This is a genomic window from Ralstonia sp. 22086, from assembly GCF_052045975.1.
In the GTDB taxonomy this organism is placed as follows: Bacteria; Pseudomonadota; Gammaproteobacteria; order Burkholderiales; family Burkholderiaceae; genus Ralstonia; species Ralstonia wenshanensis.
This window is the reverse complement of sequence record NZ_JBQEPZ010000002.1, coordinates 608,014-621,917: the sequence shown is the minus strand read 5'-3', so window position 1 is coordinate 621,917 and position 13,904 is coordinate 608,014. Positions and strand designations below refer to the sequence as shown.

The following is a 13,904-nucleotide window of genomic DNA, read 5'->3' as shown; positions in this document are numbered from 1 at the left end:
TCCGGCAGGCGCGCGAATGCCCAGGCGCCGGCGCTATTCCGGTGCGGTATTCCCCCCTGCGCCAGGCGGCGTCTCGGCCAGGGGGTACGGCGGTTGATGCCCCTGGGCGCTCGTCCAACCGCATTGTTTTTCCGCCGCCTGCAATACCGTATGTGCGTGAATACGCAACCAAATTGCATCGCCGTTGGCGCAAAATAGCGGTTTGGGCATTTTTGTGCCCCCCCTGCACCCTTGGAGACGGTATGAACAACGTTGTCGAATCGGCCATTTCGATCGAGAAGCGCCCGGACCCTGTTCCGGCGGAAGAGCGCGCGCGCCTGCTGGAAAATCCCGCTTTCGGCCGCGTCTTCACGGATCACATGGCCACCATCCGCTACACCGAGGGCAAGGGCTGGCACGACGCCAAAATCGGCGCGCATGGCCCGATCCAGTGCGATCCGTCCACGCTGGTGCTGCACTACGCGCAGGAAATCTTCGAGGGCATGAAGGCCTACCGCCTGCCGGATGGCGGCGGTGCGCTGTTCCGTCCGGAGGCGAATGCGCGCCGGTTTCAGAATTCGGCCAAGCGCCTGGCAATGCCCGCGCTGCCGGAAGATCTCTTCCTGCAGGCCGTGCGCGAGCTGGTCAAGCTCGATCGCGACTGGATTCCGTCGGGCCAGGGCTCGTCGCTGTACCTGCGCCCTTTCATGATCGCCACCGAAGTGGTGCTGGGCGTGAAGCCGTCGGCCGAGTACCTGTTCTGCGTGATTGCCTGCCCGGTGGGTGCGTACTTCAAGGGCGACGCATCGTCAGGCGTCACCATCTGGGTGTCGGACAACTACACGCGCGCTGCGCCCGGCGGCACGGGCGAGGCCAAGTGCGGCGGCAACTACGCTGCCAGCCTGGTCGCCCAGGCTGAAGCCACCCGCGAGGGCTGCGACCAGGTCGTCTTCCTCGACGCGGTGGAGCGCAAGTGGATTGAAGAGCTGGGCGGCATGAACGTGTTCTTCGTCTTCGATGACGGTTCGCTGCAGACGCCGCCGCTCAACGGCACGATCCTGCCGGGCATTACGCGCGATTCGCTGATCACGCTGGCGCGCGGCATGGGCCTGACCGTGCGCGAAGAGCCGTACTCCATCGACCAGTGGCAGGCCGACGCGCAAAGCGGCCGCCTGCGCGAAGCCTTTGCCTGCGGCACCGCAGCGGTTGTCACGCCCATCGGCAAGGTCAAGGGCCACAAGCACAACTTCACCATCGGCGATGGCAAGGCAGGCGAGCTGACGACCAAGCTGAAGGCGGCATTGGTCGATCTGCAGAACGGCCGCGCACCGGACCCGCACGGCTGGCTCGACCGCCTGTTCTAAGACCGGGATGGCTGAGTCGCTTTCTGCGCTTTCGGTGGATGGGATCGAGGCATGGATCACCACACCCGATGGCCGGCTCCATGCCCGGCAATGGGGCGGCCCGCTTGATGATGCCGCCAAACCGCCCATCGTGCTGCTGCACGATTCGCTCGGCTGCGTAGCGCTGTGGCGCGATTTTCCGCAGCACCTGGCGCAGTCAACCGGGCATGCGGTCATCGCCTACGACCGGCTTGGCTTTGGCCAATCCGACGCCTTTGCGGGCCCGCTCGATCCGGGCTTCATTCAGCATGAAGCGTATGGTGGCTTTGCCGCGCTAACCGAGCAGCTTGGCGTGGACCGCTTCATCGTCTTCGGCCACAGCGTCGGCGGCGGCATGGCCGTGTCGATTGCGGCGGCGTATCCGGGCCGCTGCGCGGGGTTGATCACCGAGTCGGCGCAGTCGTTCGTGGAGGAGCAAACGCGCGAGGGCATCCGCGTTGCCCAGGCGCAGTTTGCCGAGCCCGGCCAGATGGGCCGGCTCGAGCGGTACCACGGCAGCAAGGCGCAATGGGTGCTGGATGCGTGGGTCAACACGTGGTTGTCACCAGAGTTTGCGCAGTGGTGCCTGGACGACGCGCTGCTTGCCGTGCGCAGCCCCGTGCTGGCGCTGCACGGTACCGAAGATGAATACGGCTCGACTGCGCAACCCGAGCGCATCGTCACGCTGGCCGGCGCGCCCGCCACGCTCAAGTTCGTGCAGCGTTGCGGACACGTGCCGCATCGGGAGCAGGAGGCCGCTGTGCTGGATGCGGTCAACGCGTTCCTCCCCACATTGGCCTGATCCGCATTGCGCGCCGGTGCCTTCGGCGGCTGGCATAAACGGTTGTTGTGAGTCTGCGTTCAGGTGCGCCGCACCAAAATCGAACGACCGTTTTTAAATCGCCTGTTTCAATCGACTGCTTTTTTCCCGCCTCCAGAGGGCCGCGCGGCGGCCGCTTTGTTTGGAGTTTTGCGCCTAGTTTCTGGCGTTGGTCTCTCCTCCTGCTGCGCCTATAACGCAAGCGTCGGGCACGACCCCGGCGGCGCACGCATGTGCGTACACAAGCCAAGCTACCCGGCGGGGCAAAACAGGAGGAAGACAATGGCAACACCCGGCATGGTCGCGTCCGTGGAATGGACCGACGGCAAGCGCTATCTCTGGATGCTCGGCGCGCTGACTATCACGCTACCCATCATCGCGGCCGTTTCGGCGCTGGCGACGGGCTGGCATCCGCTCTGGTGGGCGGGGCCGTTCATCGTGTTCACGATCATCCCGCTGCTCGATTTCCTGATCGGCGACGATCGCGATAACCCGCCCGAAGACGTCGTCCCCACGCTGGAAAAACAGCGTTACTACCGTCGCATCGTCTACCTCGCCACCACCGTGCTCTACGTGAGCTTTGCGGTGGCGATGTGGGTGCTGCGCACGTATGACCTTGCCTGGTACGACTACCTTGCGTTCGCGTTTTCGGTGGGCGTGGTGACGGGCATCTCGATCAACACCGCGCACGAGCTGGGTCACAAGACCGACGGCTTCGAGCGCTGGCTGGCCAAGATCACGCTCGCGCCCGTGGCTTACGGCCACTTCTTTGTGGAGCACAACCGCGGCCACCACGTGCGCGTGGCCACGCCGGCCGATCCGGCAAGCGCGCGCTATGGCGAGTCGTTCTGGGAGTTTCTGCCGCGCACGGTGGTGGGCAGCGTCAAATCGGCGTGGGCATTGGAGAAGCGTCGGCTGGAGCAGCAGGGCCACTCGGTCTGGTCATGGCGCAACGATGTGCTCAACGCCTGGGCGATGACGGTGGTGCTGTGGGGTGTGTGCATCGCGTTTGTTGGGCTCAAGGCGGTGCCGTTCCTGATCATCCAGGCCATCTACGGTGCGTCGTTGCTGGAGGTGGTGAACTACCTGGAGCACTACGGCCTGTGCCGCCAGCAATTGCCCAGCGGCCGCTACGAGCGATGCACGCCGCAGCATTCATGGAACAGCAACCACGTGGTGACGAACCTGTTCCTGTATCAACTGCAGCGGCATGCCGATCACCACGCCAACCCGACGCGCTCATTCCAGGCGCTGCGGCATTTCGAGCATTCGCCGCAACTGCCCGCCGGTTATGCCGCGATGATCCTGATTGCCTATGTGCCGCCGCTGTGGTTTCGCGTGATGAACCCGCGCGTGGTGGCGCACTACAACGGCAACATGTCGCTGGCGAACATCAAACCGTCGATTCGCGACAAGGTGCTGGCGCAGTATCCGGCGCGCGCCTGATTTCCCAACCGGGCCGAGGTATGCGGTGGCTGGCGAGTTATCGCCAGCCGATGCAACGGCGTTGGCGCAGAATGTCGAAGCGAAGACAACCTGCGCCCGCCATGAACGCCGCCATCCCCGCCGTCCTGCTTGACGCCCCCATCAGCCTGCGCTCCAGCGAGGGGCTCGGCTGGGCCGGCTTTGCCGCCACACTGCTCGGCATCCGCCCCGGCACGTACCGGGTGCCCGCCATGGCGCAACACCGCGTCACCGTGCATGTCGGCGCGCCTGTGCGGGCGAACTGCGTATGCGACGGCCGCCGTTATTCGGGCATCCAGGCGCCCGGCGATGCGAACGTGATTCCGGCTGGCCTGCCTGGCATGTGGACGGACGATGCCGACTGCCGGATTCTGCGCATCGCCATCACCGATACGTTTGTGCGCAGCATCGGCGAACAGGTGCGTGCACCGGCAGACATCACGCCCCGTCTGCAATGGCGCGATGCGCGCGTGCGCCATCTTGCCGCGGCGCTGGGGGCCGAGCTGGAGGCGGAGGACACATCCGATGCGCTGTATGCGGAAAGCCTGTGCACGGCGTTGGTCGTCCGTCTGTTGAGCAGCAGTCGGGAGGCGGCCGCAGGGGGCACTCACCGGACTAGCATGCTGGCACCCCGCGTGGCTGCTCGCCTGATCGACTACATCGAAGCCCATCTGCACCAGCGCCTGACGCTGGCCGATCTGGCGGCGCAGGCCGGCTTGAGCGTGCCGCATTTCAACGTGCTGTTTCGTGCAACGCTGGGCGTGCCGGTGCATCGCTATGTCGTGCAGCGCCGCGTGGAGCGCGCGAAGGCGCTGCTGCTCGATGGCAGGCGCAGCGCGTCGCAGATCGCGCTCGAGGTTGGCTTCGCGCACCAGAGCCATATGACGCAGTGGATGCAGCGGCTGCTTGGTGTGGGCCCGCGTGATGTCGTTCGCGCGGGCAAGGCTGCGGCCGCTTCGGTGGACACGCTGGCCGTGTAGCAATCCTCCAAATCTGCCAGATTCCTCTGTTCCTGCAAGTCGGGTTTGCAGGGCCGCCCTAAGCTCGTGCCTCCCACTTGAGAGGAGCGCGAACATGTTTGTCATCTTTGGGGCGTCGGGCAAAGTCGGCGGCGTCACCGCCAGGGCGCTACGCAACGCGGGTCGGCCCGTGCGCGCGGTGGTGCGCCATGCCCGGCAAGGCGAGGTGCTGGCCAAGCTCGGCTGCGACATTGCGATTGCCGACCTGACAGATCCGGCCTCGGTCGCATCGGCCATCAAGGGCGCCACGGCCGTGCAGATGCTGTGTCCGGTGCCAGTGCGTGATGCGGACCCAGCGTCGACCATGGAGCGCATGGTCGACGTGGCCTCCGATGCGCTGCGCGCCAACCCGCCCCCGGCTGTCCTGGCCCTGTCGGACTACGGCGCTGAACTGGACCGGGGCACTGGCCTGACGCGGTTGTTTCATCTGCTGGAGGAGCGGCTCAAGCCGCTGGCGACCCATCTGACGCTGCTGCGTTCAGCAGAGCACGCGCAGAACTGGGCGGCGATGCTGCCCGTCATGCTGGCGACGGGGCGGCTGCCCAGCCTGCATCAACCATTGGATCGCGCATTTGCGACGGTCGCCACGCAAGACGTGGGCGCGCTGGCCGCCGAGCTGCTGCTCGAAGGGCCATCGGGCAAGACGCTGCGCGTCGTCAGCGTGGAAGGCCCGCGCCGCGTGAGCCTGGTCGACGTGGCACGCGCGTTTGGCGCCGTCGTAGGCCGCGAGATTGTTGCCGATGCACTGCCGCGCACCGCTTGGGCGCCGATGCTGCAACGCGCCGGTCTGAGCCCGAACCATGTACAGCTCATCACCGAACTGTACGACGCGGTCAACGCTGGGCAGATCGACGTAGAGAAGGGCGTATCCGAGCAGCGTTTCGGCAAGACCGAGCTGCATGCTGTGTTTGCCTCGATGCTCGCGGCACACGTGCAGTCCAGATAAGTTGGGGAGTCGTCCGGGGCGCCTGGATGGTCCGCCGCTTTGCGCCTATCCTTCGCAGCATTGCTCAAGCCGACGCCCCATGCGGGCGAGGAGGCCACCGTGATGATTTCCGCACGCTGTCTTGTCCTGGCGCTGCTGCTGGCTGCGCCGGCCACCCACGCTGAAGACGATCTGCAGAACCGGGGTCACGACCCGTTCTTCCAGATTTCGTCGGGCGTGGCCAACTGCCCTGAGCCGGCCGGCCCGCGCATCACCGAAGCCGAGTGGAAGCGTGATTCTCACCACCGAATCGAGCACGGCAACCATTGTTGGCTGGAAGGCCGCTGCCGCCAGTTCAACTCCTTCGCCTATGACGATGAGATTGCCGAGACTGCAAAGCGGCGCCTGCAATGGATGTCCATCCATGTGCCCGGATGGAAGCAGAACACCACGCTGTGGGTGACGATATGGGAGCGGTGGATGCTGGTGCAGGGCTGCGTGGCGCCGGGTTATGCGCTGGCGCCGTTCATGACCGCCCTGCGTGACGTGCCCGATGTCGAACGCTTCATCAACGAGACAACGGCACACCCGGAGCGTGGCGTGCCGTATGCGTTGTTCCACAAGGGCGCGGTTGCCAAGCCCTGAGAGCCAATCAGCCTCACCTTCTGACGTATCGGCTCAGCGATTGTGCTTCTGATAAGTGCCGACAAGTTCGGCTTCAGCCAGCACGTGGCCACGCATGGCCCGCTCCAGCTCGGCCTTGGTAGGTGCGCCAAGCTCGGGCAGTTCCACGTTCAGCGCGTAGAGCTTGTGGTAGTAACGATGGCGCCCGACGGGCGGGCAGGGACCGCCGTATGCGGTGCGTTTCCAGTCGTTGTTGCCGGGGCGTGTGCCGGGAGGCAGTCCCTTGCGCGACGCGTCTTCCGCCAGTGAAGTGGTGGCGGGCGGGATGTTGTAGAGCACCCAGTGGACCCACGTCATCTTTGGTGCGGCGGGGTCGGGCGCGTCGGGGTCATCGATGATCAATGCCAGACTGCGTGTGCCGGCCGGAGCGCCGGTCCACGCAAGCGGCGGCGATGTATCCGCGCCTTCACATGTCAGGCGGCTGGGGATTTCGCCGCCAGCGGCAAAGGCCGGCGAGGTCAAGGTGAGCGTCATGGCGTTCCTCACTTGAGCGGAGACGGGAGGGCCCCACAGCAGGGTTGCCAGCAGTAGCGCCCGGCCCAGCATTCGGAGCGTTCGGCAGTCTGCGGGCGGCATGTGCGAGATCCTGGTTGGCGAGAGCGCATCGTCTGACGCGCTCCTGACTCCCTTCAAGCTAGTGCGCAGCGGCGAGGCAGACAAGCATTGCCGCCGTCGCTTCAGCGCCCAACGCCCAACGCCTTCAGGCGAACCACCCCAGCACCAACGCCGCCACAGCCGGCACCGTCTGGACGAAAAGAATCCGCTTGTTGACGGTGATGGCGCCCCAGATGCCGGCCACCGCCACGCAAATCAGCCCGAACAGCGCGAAAGATGCGTTGACGGTCGGGTCTGGCGCCACCAACCCAATCACCAGCGCTGCCACCAGGAAACCGTTGTACAGGCCCTGGTTGGATGCCATGGCCGCAGTCTCGGCGGCTTTCTCGGGCGTCATGCGAAAGACCTTGGGTCCGCGCGTTTTCCAGAGCACCATTTCCAGCACAACGATATAGACGTGGATCAGCAATACGAGCAGGTAGGCGATGAGGCCGAGGGTTTTGATCATGGGTGGCAATCCGGATGTGAACGTGCCGCCATGATAGAGACTTTGCGCCGCGTATCGGCACCCTGAGGGAGGGGTATCGGCAGGGCAGAGGCGCACGCAGCCCATTGCCGCTGAGGCACCGCCTGCAAATTTCATCTGGCAGGACTATCCTGTGCGTTTTCGTTCCAGGCAGAGGAGCCATCGCATGACTGCATCGCAAGGATCCATGATCTCGTTCAAGCGCCCAGACGGGCAGGACGTCCAGGGCTATCTGGCCAAGCCGGCCAAGGCGGAAGGCGCCCCGGGCATCGTCGTCATCCAGGAGTGGTGGGGCTTGAACGACCAGATTCGCGGCGTGGCGGACCGCCTCGCGCGCGCGGGCTACGTGGCCCTGGTGCCCGATCTCTATCGCGGCAAGATGACGGTCGAGGAGGAGGAAGCCCACCATCTGATGACCAACCTGAATTTTGGCGACGCGGCCACGCAGGACGTGCGCGGTGCAGTGCAATACCTCAAGCAGACCTGCGACCGCGTGGGCGTGACGGGCTACTGCATGGGCGGTGCGCTGACACTGCTGACGCTGTGTAACGTGCCGGAAGCGGATGCCGGCGTGGTCTGGTACGGCTACCCCCCGCTGGAATACATCGACGCCTCGAAGATCAAGGTGCCGGTGCAGGGTCACTGGGGCACGCAAGACAACGCCTTCAAGATCGAGGGCGTTGATGCACTGGAAAAGAAGCTCGTCGATGCCGGCGTCGATGTGGACTTCCACCGCTATCTCGCGCACCACGCGTTCGCCAATGAAACGGCCGTAGGCGAGAACCGCATCGCCATCACGCAGTACGACCCGGTGTGGGCCGAACATGCGTGGGACCGCGCGCTGACGTTCTTCGGCCGTACGCTCTGGTCTCGTCAGGGGTAAGCGCACACAGAACGGCGGGATTGGCGGTACGGCGCGATCACGAAATGCTGCAATTTTGCATGTGGGCTGCGCTGTTGCCGCCGCTATAATTCACGGCGCTGCCGCACCAACGGCAGCTGGGTTTCGCAGCCTATCTTTTCCCGTATGGCCGGACGGCCGCCTTGTGCGGCTTTTTCACGTCCGCGCTCGCGCACGCATGTACTTTGGCGGGCCGGGCAGGGAGACCGAAAGGTCTGCCGGCGTCCTACGGGCCGGTCTGCGAACCCTGTCGTCGGGCCCGCCACCCTCGTTCGCAGCGAAACGTCGGGCCTTTTGCAATCCGTAGGAGGCTCCATGGCTGTTGTATTCAGCGGGCGTCGCCCCGCGTCTTTTCCTTCTCCACCTTGGCTGTGTCCCGTTCCGTTGCGATCCGGGGGCCGCTCATGACACTCAGCAAACGCCGCGTCTACCTTGACGGTGCGCTGGAAGCGCGAACCTTCCTCTGCCGAACGCAGGCCTACGTGCGCGAGTTCGGGCAGCATCGGCCGCGCCTGTTGCGGCAGCAACTGATGCAGTACACGGGCAGCGGGTATCCGCCCGCGTTTGCGCGCGGGTTTGTCGACATGATCGGCGCATACGTGTCGCTGGCCCTTGAGCGCAGCGATATCGATCCGGCCGCGTGGGATCTGATGGCCGAGGTTGAGCGGTTGCGCTGAACGTCCTGCGGCGGCGCCAGGAAATCAGCCGGCCAGAATGCGCCGCGCCGCGCGATCCCCCCACCACGCGGCTTCTTCAAACACGGAATAGCCGGACAGGTCCGCATGCGCGTAGTGGATCGGCCCGGCGCTCTCACGCAGGCGCGCAATGTTTGGCCGCGAGAGAAAGCCCGGTGTGGGAATCGCCATCGCGTGGCCGCGCAGTGTCAGGTCTGCCCGGCGGATCTGCGTGCGCAGGCGGATGCCGTACACCCTATCCAGATCGGCCAGCGCGCGATCGAGCAGCGCTTGCGGCGATGCCTTCAGCAGCCATTCACGCGCGGCCTTGGGCGTCATGTCCGACAGCGCCACGTAGGCCGTGAACAAGCTCTGCGCAGGCGGCCCGACGCGAATGTCCTGGTGATTGGCCACCACGTAGCCCAGGCCGGTGCCGCGATAGACCACGTTGTCCCATGCCAGTGGTGTGTCGTCGTGTTCGGGCGGAAAGCCGTCGATAAGCAGGTTGGCAAGCAGCCACGGCGCGGCTTCGGGCAACTCGGCGGCGGGCACATCAAAGCCCTCGACGATGTGCTTGGCAACGTGCAATGGCATTGCGCTGACCACGTGATCGGCCAGCAGGCGCACAACGCGACCGTCTGCCTGCAGCACATCGGCGAAGACGCGTGCGCCGGCTTCGTTCGTCCTGCCGATGCGCGCGGCGCTGCCAGGTAGCAAGCGGCCTGGCTCATTCAGTCCGGCGGCTTCGAACAGCCGCTCCGCCATCCAGTCCAGCCCCTCAGGCCACGTCAGCACGGTGCCCTGCTCGGCATTGCTCGCCATGCCGCCGCGGCTGGCGAAGTACGCAATGCCGGCCCATGCTGAGACGTGATTTGCTGTGGCGCCGTAATCGTCGCGGCAGCAGTAGTCGGCATACCAGTGCAGCGTGGCGGCGCGGTAGCCCTCGCGGTGCAGCCAGTCGCGAAAGGTCAGTGCATCGAGCGCGCGCCATGCCGGGTCTGCGGACGAAAGCGCTGTCGGCACGGCAAAGATACGGCGGCCGTCGGCGCCCTTGGTTTGGCGCAGGCTGTCGATTTGGGCAAAGAACCGTGTGTGCTCGGCGCGCTCGTCGGGCGTGATGCCCTCGTGCGGCACGAAGCCGTCTTGCCAGCGATTGCCGAGCCACAGGCGTTCATCGGGCGCGTGTACGAGCACGCGTTCGTCGTACGTCGGACGCAGCGAAAACGGGTCGCGTTCGATCACGCCAAAGTCGGCCAGCATCTCGCGCACGTGCGTCGATTCCATCGACGGCAGCGGCAGGTAATGCGCACCCGTCGGGAAGCGTTGCGCGCCGAAGGCGCCGCCAGCGGCATTGCCATAGCGCTCGGGGCCTTCCACGACCACCACGTCGCGCCGGCCGCCTTTTGCCAGCCGCCAAGCGCAGCTCAATCCGCCGATGCCGCTGCCGCAGATGGCCACGCCCACGCGGCGCGTTTCCGATGGTGCAGGCAACGCGCGCAGATCGCGCAGATGATGGCCGGCCGCCTGGCCGGGCTTGCGCACGTTGGGCGTGATTTCCGTAAAGGCCCGAAAGCCGGCCCACGAAGCCGCGCCCGCCACGGCCACGCCGGCCGCTGCTGCACCCACCAGAAAGCTGCGTCTGCTGTTCATGATGTGCCGGTCATCAGCGCAGCACGCCGTGCCAGTCTTCTTCGAAATACCGCACCAGCGATTGGTTGTTCAGCCGGTTGGGCTCCACCTGCGGGCGCGGCATGTCGGGCGCGAAGCTGAACATCTGGTGCGTGGTGTCGGCATCCAGGAAGCGCGTCGGCACGCGGTACGACGTAGGCGGCTTGAAGTCCGCGCGGCCCGGCGCGGCCAGGATGAAACCCCATTCACCAAAGGACGGCACCAGCGCGTGGTACGGCCACGTGCGGTAACCGGCTTCCTTCAGGGTCGCATCCACACACCAGTACGAACGCGGCGCGAAATACGGAGACGTCGCTTGGATGACGACCAGGCCCGTATCCGCCACATGGCGCGACAGCAGCCGATAGAACGGCACCGAATACAGCTTGCCGATGCTGAAGTTGGATGGGTCCGGAAAATCCACGATGGCCACGTCGAACATGTCGGTAGCGGTCTGCATCCATTGCGCGGCATCAGCGTTGACCACCGTCACGCGCGGGTCGCTGAACGCATGCTGATTGAGCGCGACGAGCGCCTCGGCGTGCGAGAACAGGTTCGTCATGCGCGGGTCCAGGTCAACCAGCGTGACGTGCTCGATTTGCGGGTACTTCAGGATCTGCCGCAGCGCGAGGCCGTCGCCGCCGCCCAGCACCAGCACGCGCCGCGCACCGCGCACGGATTCCAGCGCAGGAAGCACGAGCGCCTCGTGATAGCGGTATTCGTCGCGCGACGAAAACTGCAGGTTGCCGTTGATGTACAGGCGCAGGTCATCCTTCCAGCGTGTCACCACCAGCCGTTGATACGGCGAGGAAATCGCATGGATGATCTCATCGCCAAAGAGCGCACGTTCAGACCAGTGCGTGAGCTTGTCCGACGCGCCAAAGCCCGCGAGCAATGCCGCTGCCACTGCGCCGGCGCGCCACGCCATCGCCGTGCGCATGCGGGCCGAGAGCGCCAGCTCGGCACGGAAATGCCAGAGCGTCCAGACCGCAATCGCCGTATTGAACAGGCCGAACAGGAAGCCGGTGCGCACCAGCCCCAGGCGCGGCGCCAGCACCAGCGGAAACAGCAGCGACACGGCCAGCGCGCCGAGGTAATCGAACGTCAGCACGCGGCTGACGAGATCGGAGAACTTGGCCTGCCGCCGATGCAGCATGCGCATCACCAGCGGGATCTCCATGCCGACCAGCACGCCGATCACCGTGACCAGCGCATACAGCACCAGCCGGAACGGCGCCGACTCCAGCGCAAACAGCGCAAACAGCGCCGCCGCAGACACGCCGCCAAACAGCCCGACCAGCAATTCCAGATCGACAAAGCGGGCGAGCAGCGCGTCATCGGCCACGTAGCGCGAGAGCCACGAGCCGATGCCCATGGCAAACAGATAGGCGCCGATGATGGAAGAGAACTGCAGGATGGAATCACCCAGCAGGTACGAAGCCAGTGCCCCGGCAATCAATTCGTACGCCAGCCCGCATGAGGCCACCACGAAGACGGCGAGGACCAGCAAGGCATTGCCGCGGCCCGCAGGCTGCGTGGGTTCGTATGTGGCGTCAGGCTGCGGCGTCGACATGCTGCGAAGGTGAAAAATGAAGGGGCGTTAACAAACGGTGGATGCGGAGGCGAGCGCGATTGTGCCGCCTTTTTTCCCTGCCCGCGAGCAGGCTGGTGCACGGCAGCATCGGGGGGTACGCAAGCGGCGCATCAGCCGCTATAGTGGCGCCACCTATGTACTGCACGGCCTTCCCATGCCCGACATGACCGCTTCCGTGATCGCCTACGCCTCGCACCTGCTGGCCGGCGCCGTGGTGTTCTCCGGCTTCTTCTTCATCTACCTGCGCCTGACGCCGTATGACGAGGTCAAGCTGATCCGCGAAGGCAATATCGCAGCGGCGCTGTCGCTGGCCGGTGCGCTGCTCGGCTTCGTGCTCACCATCGCGTCGAGCATCACGCACGCCGATGGCCTGGTGCCCTTCCTGTTCTGGGCGGTGATGGCGTCGGTGGTGCAACTGATCGTCTTCCTGGTGCTCACGCGGCTGATGCCGGACTACCGCTTGCAGATCGAGCACAACAATATTGCCGCCGGTATGCTGTTTGGCGTGAGCGCGCTGGCCGTTGGCGTGATCAACGCGGCGTGCCTGTCCTGACCCTGTCCTGATTCTTCCTGAGCCGCGAATCATCGCGAAGGAGTTTGCTGTGAGCCTGTCCAGTTTCATCAAGAAGCAGTTCATCGACATCCTGCAATGGACGGAAAGCGAAGACGGCGTGCTCGCCTGGCGCTACCCGATGCAGGACATGGAAATCCAGAACGGCGGCACCCTAGTCGTGCGCGACTCGCAGATGGCGATGTTCGTCAACGAAGGGCAGATCGCTGACGTGTTTGGCGCCGGCACCTTCAAGCTGACCACGCAGACGCTGCCCGTTCTCACGTACCTGAAGAACTGGGACAAGCTGTTCGAGTCCCCCTTCAAGTCCGACGTCTACTACTTCAGCACGCGCCAGCAGCTTGGCCGCCGCTGGGGCACGCCGCAGCCGGTGACGGTGCGCGACAAGGATTTCGGCATGGTCCGCCTGCGCGCCTTTGGCGTGTACGCCTACCACGTGGCCGATCCGAAGCTGTTCTACCAGCAGGTGAGCGGCACGCGCGACATCTACACCGTGGATGAAGTCGAAGCGCAACTCGCCCCCGTCATCATGGGTGCGATGGCCACGGCGTTTGGCGAATCCGGCGTGCCGTTCCTCGACCTGGCCGCCAACCAGATGCTGATGTCGAACAAGGTGCGCGAGGCGCTGCTGCCGCAGTTCACGCAGTACGGCTTGGCGCTCGACAGCTTCCAGGTGTCCAGCGTCACGCTGCCCGACGAACTGCAGGCTGCGCTGGACCGCCGCATCAGCATGGACATGACCGGCGACATGCAGCGCTTCACGCAATACCAGACGGCCGAATCGCTGCCGCTGGCCGCACGCAACGAGGGCGGCATCGCAGGTACGGGTGCCGGCCTGGCAGCAGGCTTGGCGATGGGCCAGGCGATGGCCGACAGCCTGCGCACGGCGGTGCAGGGTAACGCTGGCGGGGCGGCTGCTCCAGCAGCGCAACCTGCCGCGGCTGCACCGGCTGCACCCGCAGCGGACGACCCTACCGCACGCCTGGCCAAACTCAAGGAACTGCTCGACAAGGGCCTCATCACGCAAGCTGACTTTGACGCCGGCAAGGCTGCCGTGCTCAAGGCGCTGACCGGAGGCTGAGCTTCGGCCCCGCTGATCGGATGACCGGGCGGCACCGCAAGCCGCCCGTTTTTTCTGCGCA

Annotated in this window: 14 protein-coding genes; 10 read left to right on the top strand and 4 right to left on the bottom strand. The window is 65.4% G+C overall.

Going from position 1 to position 13,904, the window contains the following annotated elements; genetic code table 11:
- The first annotated feature begins 242 nt into the window (after window positions 1–242).
- From ACTJK6_RS11815 to ACTJK6_RS11790, 6 genes are all read left to right on the top strand, one after another.
- Window positions 243–1,343: a branched-chain amino acid aminotransferase gene (locus ACTJK6_RS11815; RefSeq protein WP_440839107.1), complete on the top strand. Its 1,101-nt coding sequence runs from the start codon at window positions 243–245 to the stop codon at window positions 1,341–1,343.
- A gap of 7 nt (window positions 1,344–1,350) precedes the next feature.
- A complete protein-coding gene (locus ACTJK6_RS11810) occupies window positions 1,351–2,163 on the top strand; it encodes an alpha/beta fold hydrolase (RefSeq protein WP_440839106.1) in 813 nt (270 codons plus the stop codon).
- Between the two features lie 300 nt (window positions 2,164–2,463).
- Window positions 2,464–3,627 carry an alkane 1-monooxygenase gene (locus tag ACTJK6_RS11805; RefSeq protein ID WP_232039878.1) on the top strand — a complete coding sequence of 388 codons (1,164 nt, stop codon included), beginning with the start codon at window positions 2,464–2,466 and terminating at the stop codon, window positions 3,625–3,627.
- 101 nt (window positions 3,628–3,728) lie between these two features.
- Window positions 3,729–4,625: a helix-turn-helix domain-containing protein gene (locus tag ACTJK6_RS11800; protein ID WP_440839105.1), complete on the top strand. Its 897-nt coding sequence runs from the start codon at window positions 3,729–3,731 to the stop codon at window positions 4,623–4,625.
- A 94-nt stretch (window positions 4,626–4,719) separates the two neighbouring features.
- Window positions 4,720–5,610 (top strand): NmrA family NAD(P)-binding protein, encoded by an 891-nt coding sequence (locus tag ACTJK6_RS11795; protein ID WP_440839104.1) that lies wholly within the window; start codon window positions 4,720–4,722, stop codon window positions 5,608–5,610.
- A 102-nt stretch (window positions 5,611–5,712) separates the two neighbouring features.
- Entirely contained in the window at window positions 5,713–6,234 is a 522-nt protein-coding gene (locus ACTJK6_RS11790) for a BON domain-containing protein (protein ID WP_316879317.1), read from the top strand.
- A 33-nt stretch (window positions 6,235–6,267) separates the two neighbouring features.
- On the opposite strand, the gene ACTJK6_RS11785 is transcribed toward ACTJK6_RS11790, so the two are convergent.
- A complete protein-coding gene (locus ACTJK6_RS11785) occupies window positions 6,268–6,747 on the bottom strand; it encodes a YbhB/YbcL family Raf kinase inhibitor-like protein (RefSeq protein WP_440839103.1) in 480 nt (159 codons plus the stop codon).
- 226 nt (window positions 6,748–6,973) lie between these two features.
- Window positions 6,974–7,336 (bottom strand): DUF1304 domain-containing protein, encoded by a 363-nt coding sequence (locus ACTJK6_RS11780; protein ID WP_232039872.1) that lies wholly within the window; start codon window positions 7,334–7,336, stop codon window positions 6,974–6,976.
- A 184-nt stretch (window positions 7,337–7,520) separates the two neighbouring features.
- On the opposite strand from ACTJK6_RS11780, the gene ACTJK6_RS11775 reads away from it, so the two are divergent.
- Both ACTJK6_RS11775 and ACTJK6_RS11770 read left to right on the top strand, forming a co-directional pair.
- Window positions 7,521–8,237 (top strand): dienelactone hydrolase family protein, encoded by a 717-nt coding sequence (locus ACTJK6_RS11775; protein ID WP_316869695.1) that lies wholly within the window; start codon window positions 7,521–7,523, stop codon window positions 8,235–8,237.
- Between the two features lie 422 nt (window positions 8,238–8,659).
- A complete protein-coding gene (locus tag ACTJK6_RS11770; protein ID WP_414561825.1) occupies window positions 8,660–8,932 on the top strand; it encodes a hypothetical protein in 273 nt (90 codons plus the stop codon).
- Window positions 8,933–8,956: 24 nt separating this feature from the next.
- Here ACTJK6_RS11770 and ACTJK6_RS11765 read toward each other — a convergent pair whose 3' ends face one another.
- Window positions 8,957–10,579: an FAD-dependent oxidoreductase gene (locus ACTJK6_RS11765; RefSeq protein ID WP_440839102.1), complete on the bottom strand. Its 1,623-nt coding sequence runs from the start codon at window positions 10,577–10,579 to the stop codon at window positions 8,957–8,959.
- A gap of 13 nt (window positions 10,580–10,592) precedes the next feature.
- A complete protein-coding gene (locus ACTJK6_RS11760) occupies window positions 10,593–12,170 on the bottom strand; it encodes a polyamine aminopropyltransferase (protein WP_343619267.1) in 1,578 nt (525 codons plus the stop codon).
- Between the two features lie 175 nt (window positions 12,171–12,345).
- Here ACTJK6_RS11760 and ACTJK6_RS11755 point away from each other — a divergent pair, with 175 nt between their 5' ends.
- Both ACTJK6_RS11755 and ACTJK6_RS11750 read left to right on the top strand, forming a co-directional pair.
- The gene (locus ACTJK6_RS11755; protein ID WP_232039867.1) at window positions 12,346–12,744 is read left to right on the top strand and encodes a DUF350 domain-containing protein; all 399 of its coding nucleotides are present in this window, start codon (window positions 12,346–12,348) and stop codon (window positions 12,742–12,744) included.
- A gap of 49 nt (window positions 12,745–12,793) precedes the next feature.
- The gene (locus ACTJK6_RS11750) at window positions 12,794–13,843 is read left to right on the top strand and encodes an SPFH domain-containing protein (protein WP_316879325.1); all 1,050 of its coding nucleotides are present in this window, start codon (window positions 12,794–12,796) and stop codon (window positions 13,841–13,843) included.
- Window positions 13,844–13,904: the final 61 nt, after the last annotated feature.

What these genes read in the sequence shown, in the direction of transcription:
- ACTJK6_RS11785 (WP_440839103.1), bottom strand. Translation starts at nt 6,747, where the DNA reads ATGACGCTCACCTTGACCTCGCCGGCCTTTGCCGCTGGCGGCGAAATC.
- ACTJK6_RS11805 (WP_232039878.1), top strand. Translation starts at nt 2,464, where the DNA reads ATGGCAACACCCGGCATGGTCGCGTCCGTGGAATGGACCGACGGCAAG.
- ACTJK6_RS11800 (WP_440839105.1), top strand. Translation starts at nt 3,729, where the DNA reads ATGAACGCCGCCATCCCCGCCGTCCTGCTTGACGCCCCCATCAGCCTG.
- ACTJK6_RS11765 (WP_440839102.1), bottom strand. Translation starts at nt 10,579, where the DNA reads ATGAACAGCAGACGCAGCTTTCTGGTGGGTGCAGCAGCGGCCGGCGTG.
- ACTJK6_RS11815 (WP_440839107.1), top strand. Translation starts at nt 243, where the DNA reads ATGAACAACGTTGTCGAATCGGCCATTTCGATCGAGAAGCGCCCGGAC.
- ACTJK6_RS11770 (WP_414561825.1), top strand. Translation starts at nt 8,660, where the DNA reads ATGACACTCAGCAAACGCCGCGTCTACCTTGACGGTGCGCTGGAAGCG.
- ACTJK6_RS11775 (WP_316869695.1), top strand. Translation starts at nt 7,521, where the DNA reads ATGACTGCATCGCAAGGATCCATGATCTCGTTCAAGCGCCCAGACGGG.
- ACTJK6_RS11780 (WP_232039872.1), bottom strand. Translation starts at nt 7,336, where the DNA reads ATGATCAAAACCCTCGGCCTCATCGCCTACCTGCTCGTATTGCTGATC.
- ACTJK6_RS11810 (WP_440839106.1), top strand. Translation starts at nt 1,351, where the DNA reads ATGGCTGAGTCGCTTTCTGCGCTTTCGGTGGATGGGATCGAGGCATGG.
- ACTJK6_RS11790 (WP_316879317.1), top strand. Translation starts at nt 5,713, where the DNA reads ATGATTTCCGCACGCTGTCTTGTCCTGGCGCTGCTGCTGGCTGCGCCG.
- ACTJK6_RS11795 (WP_440839104.1), top strand. Translation starts at nt 4,720, where the DNA reads ATGTTTGTCATCTTTGGGGCGTCGGGCAAAGTCGGCGGCGTCACCGCC.
- ACTJK6_RS11760 (WP_343619267.1), bottom strand. Translation starts at nt 12,170, where the DNA reads ATGTCGACGCCGCAGCCTGACGCCACATACGAACCCACGCAGCCTGCG.
- ACTJK6_RS11755 (WP_232039867.1), top strand. Translation starts at nt 12,346, where the DNA reads ATGCCCGACATGACCGCTTCCGTGATCGCCTACGCCTCGCACCTGCTG.